The 3,768-nt window shown below is 60.2% G+C and carries 4 protein-coding genes; all 4 read left to right on the forward strand.

What is annotated here, in order from left to right; translation table 11 throughout:
- The first annotated feature begins 431 nt into the window (after positions 1–431).
- The 4 genes from ccoN to ccoP are packed head-to-tail and all read left to right on the forward strand — an operon-like array spanning position 432 to position 3,632.
- A complete protein-coding gene (ccoN, locus tag ACIOMR_RS30795) occupies positions 432–1,859 on the forward strand; it encodes a cytochrome-c oxidase, cbb3-type subunit I (RefSeq protein ID WP_401198194.1) in 1,428 nt (475 codons plus the stop codon).
- Between the two features lie 10 nt (positions 1,860–1,869).
- Positions 1,870–2,478 carry a cytochrome-c oxidase, cbb3-type subunit II gene (ccoO, locus tag ACIOMR_RS30800; protein WP_003219010.1) on the forward strand — a complete coding sequence of 203 codons (609 nt, stop codon included), beginning with the start codon at positions 1,870–1,872 and terminating at the stop codon, positions 2,476–2,478.
- 3 nt (positions 2,479–2,481) lie between these two features.
- Positions 2,482–2,688, forward strand: coding sequence for a cbb3-type cytochrome c oxidase subunit 3 (locus ACIOMR_RS30805; protein WP_008437576.1), 207 nt, complete (start codon positions 2,482–2,484; stop codon positions 2,686–2,688).
- A complete protein-coding gene (ccoP, locus tag ACIOMR_RS30810) occupies positions 2,685–3,632 on the forward strand; it encodes a cytochrome-c oxidase, cbb3-type subunit III (RefSeq protein ID WP_003219014.1) in 948 nt (315 codons plus the stop codon). Before ACIOMR_RS30805 ends, ccoP begins: the two co-directional genes overlap by 4 nt.
- Positions 3,633–3,768 lie beyond the last annotated feature (136 nt).

Genomic DNA, 3,768 nt, shown 5'->3' on the forward strand with positions numbered 1-3,768 from the left:
TTTTTGCGACCCATTGTCGCACCCTTCCGATCGCTGACTTTCCCCTCCTGCCATTCGGGTCTACGCTTGTTTGCACAGTGGACTGGCATTGGCCGGTCGACGGCCGACTTGCACTCGATGGGTTGAAACATTTCTGCTCGATGACAGGCGCAAAGGCTGGTACTTACCGGCTGTCGTGCCACTGGCCATTCGTCACCCGAGCTGCTTGTTTACACACACTCAGTTACAAGTACCTTCGACCCGTTTAAAATCCTGTCCAAGTCGTCAGCTTTTAACCCTGAATTTTGTCCTTACGCCAAACATGGAAAGGGCGCAGAATCTGGTTTGGAACGCATTGACGCAGGTCACCTTGCGTTGCAATGGAATCTTGCTTTCTCCATACTTGCGACCGATTTTTACCCTATAAAAAAACTAAACCGTGGAACCTTAGAATGAGCACAGCAATCAGTCCGACTGCTTATAACTATAAGGTAGTCCGCCAGTTCGCCATCATGACGGTGGTCTGGGGGATCCTTGGCATGGGGCTCGGCGTTTTCATTGCCTCGCAACTGGTTTGGCCAGAGTTGAATTTTGGCCTGCCATGGACGACATTTGGACGCCTGCGCCCGTTGCACACCAACCTGGTGATTTTCGCCTTCGGTGGATGTGCACTGTTTGCCACTTCTTATTACGTCGTGCAGCGAACCTGCCAAACGCGACTGATTTCCGATGCACTGGCGGCCTTTACCTTCTGGGGTTGGCAAGCGGTCATCGTGGGCGCGATCGTCACCCTGCCGCTGGGCTACACCACCACCAAGGAATACGCCGAGCTGGAATGGCCGATCGCCATTTTGCTGGCGATTGTCTGGGTGACCTACGCAGTGGTGTTCTTCGGCACCATCGTCAAGCGCAAGACCAAGCACATCTATGTCGGCAACTGGTTCTACGGGGCATTTATCCTGGTGACGGCGATGCTGCATATCGTCAACCATGCGTCCTTGCCGGTCAGCTTCTTCAAGTCCTACTCGGCCTACGCCGGTGCGACGGACGCAATGATCCAGTGGTGGTACGGCCACAACGCCGTAGGTTTCTTCCTCACCACCGGCTTCCTGGGGATGATGTACTACTTCGTGCCGAAACAGGCCGAGCGTCCGATCTACTCCTATCGCCTGTCCATCGTGCACTTCTGGGCCCTGATCACCCTGTACATCTGGGCCGGTCCGCACCACCTGCACTACACCGCATTGCCGGACTGGGCCCAGTCCCTGGGCATGGCGATGTCGATCATCCTGCTCGCGCCAAGCTGGGGCGGCATGATCAACGGCATGATGACCCTGTCGGGCGCCTGGCATAAATTGCGCACCGACCCGATCCTGCGGTTCCTCGTGGTCTCCCTGGCGTTCTACGGCATGTCGACCTTCGAAGGCCCGATGATGGCCATCAAGACGGTCAACTCGCTGTCCCACTACACCGACTGGACCATCGGCCACGTACACGCCGGCGCCCTCGGTTGGGTAGCGATGATTTCCATCGGCGCGCTGTACCACATGATCCCGAAACTGTTCGGCCGTGCGCAGATGCACAGCGTCAGCCTGATCAACACCCACTTCTGGCTGGCCACCATCGGTACCGTGCTCTACATCGCCTCGATGTGGGTCAACGGCATCACCCAGGGCCTGATGTGGCGTGCAATCAACGATGACGGCACCCTCACCTACTCCTTCGTCGAAACCCTGGTGGCCAGCCACCCAGGCTTCATCGTGCGACTGGTGGGCGGGGCGATCTTCCTCAGCGGCATGTTCCTGATGGCTTACAACACTTGGCGCACCGTGCGTTCGGCACAACCCGCCGAAGTCGCCGCTGCGGCGCAGATGGCCTGAGGAGTCGATGATGAAACACGAAACCATTGAAAAGAACGTCGGCCTGCTGATGCTGCTGATGGTGCTCGCCGTGAGCATCGGCGGCCTGACCCAGATTGTGCCGCTGTTCTTCCAGGATGTGACCAACAAGCCAGTGGAAGGCATGAAGCCCTACACCGCGCTGCAACTGGAAGGCCGCGACATCTATATCCGCGAAGGCTGCGTACAGTGCCATTCGCAGATGATCCGCCCGTTCCGCGCCGAAACCGAGCGTTATGGCCACTACTCGGTGGCCGGTGAAAGCGTGTGGGATCACCCGTTCCTGTGGGGCTCCAAGCGTACCGGGCCGGACCTGGCCCGCGTCGGCGCGCGCTACTCGGACGACTGGCACCGCGCGCACTTGTACAACCCGCGCAACGTGGTACCGGAATCGAAGATGCCGGCGTACCCATGGCTGGTCACCGCCCCGGTCGACAGCAGCCACACCGAGACCAAGCTCAAGGTGATGCGCACCCTCGGCGTGCCGTACACCGACGACGACATCGCCGGTGCCGTGGCCTCCCTCAAGGGCAAGACCGAGATGGACGCGCTGGTTTCGTACCTGCAAGTGCTCGGCACTGCCATCAAGAGCAAGAGGTGAGCCATGGGATTTGATTTCGATGCTGGAACCATCCGCGGGCTTGGCACGCTGGTCGTGGCCATCGCCTTCATCGGCTTGTCGCTGTGGGTGTTCAACTCCCGGCGCAATTCGGAGTTCGCCGAGGCGTGCCTACTGCCGTTTGCCGATGAACCGCTACCGCCAACCCCCGACGCTCAAGAAGAGCCTGCAACAAGGAGCAACCGGCCATGACTACCTTCTGGAGTACATGGATCTGTGTACTGACCCTCGGCAGCCTGATCGGCCTGACCTGGCTGTTGATCGGCACCCGCAAGGGCGAGACCAAGGGCAGCGTGGACCAGACCATGGGCCACGCCTTCGACGGGATCGAGGAGTACGACAACCCGCTGCCGCAATGGTGGTTCATGCTGTTCGCCGGCACCCTGGTGTTTGCCGTCGGCTACCTGATCCTCTACCCGGGCCTGGGCAACTGGAAAGGCGTGTTGCCGGGCTATGAAGATGGCTGGACCCAGACCAAGGAATGGGACAAGGAGATGGCCAAGGCCGACGCCAAATTCGGACCGATCTTCGCCAAATTCGCGGCCATGCCGGTGGAAGAAGTCGCCAAGGACCCGCAGGCACTGAAAATGGGCGGCCGCCTGTTCGCCTCCAACTGCGCGGTGTGCCATGGCTCGGACGCCAAGGGCGCCTACGGCTTCCCGAACCTGGCAGATAACATCTGGCGCTGGGGCGGTTCGGCGGATGCAATCAAGATGACCATCATGAATGGCCGTCATGCCGCGATGCCGGCCTGGGGTGAAGTGCTGGGCGAGGACGGTGTGAAGAACGTCGCAGCCTATGTGCGCCATGAATTGGCAGGCCTGCCGCTGCCGGCGGACAGCACTGCGGATGTCGCCGCGGGCCAAGTGGCATTCAGCACCACCTGTGTCGCCTGCCACGGGCCGGAAGGCCATGGCGTGGAAGCCATGGGCGCGCCGAACCTGACGCAGCCAGGCGGCTTTATCTACGGCACCAGCCTGGCGCAGTTGCAGCAGACCATTCGCCACGGCCGCCAGGGCCAGATGCCTGCGCAGGAAGTACTGCAAGGCAATGACAAGGTGCACCTGCTGGCCGCCTATGTTTACAGCCTGTCCCACAATGCTGATGGCGCAACGCCTGACAGCCAACCCGAGTAATCCTGCACCACCCAAAAGCCGCGCCTGATTCAGGCGCGGCTTTTTTGCGACCCATTGTCGCACCCTTCCGATCGCTGACTTTCCCCTCCTGCCATTCGGGTCTACGCTTGTTTGCACAGTGGACTGGCATTGGCCG

This window comes from Pseudomonas sp. NPDC087814 (genome assembly GCF_044742865.1).
Taxonomy (GTDB): Bacteria; Pseudomonadota; Gammaproteobacteria; order Pseudomonadales; family Pseudomonadaceae; genus Aquipseudomonas.

What these genes read in the sequence shown, in the direction of transcription:
- ccoO (WP_003219010.1), top strand. Translation starts at nt 1,870, where the DNA reads ATGAAACACGAAACCATTGAAAAGAACGTCGGCCTGCTGATGCTGCTG.
- ccoN (WP_401198194.1), top strand. Translation starts at nt 432, where the DNA reads ATGAGCACAGCAATCAGTCCGACTGCTTATAACTATAAGGTAGTCCGC.
- ccoP (WP_003219014.1), top strand. Translation starts at nt 2,685, where the DNA reads ATGACTACCTTCTGGAGTACATGGATCTGTGTACTGACCCTCGGCAGC.
- ACIOMR_RS30805 (WP_008437576.1), top strand. Translation starts at nt 2,482, where the DNA reads ATGGGATTTGATTTCGATGCTGGAACCATCCGCGGGCTTGGCACGCTG.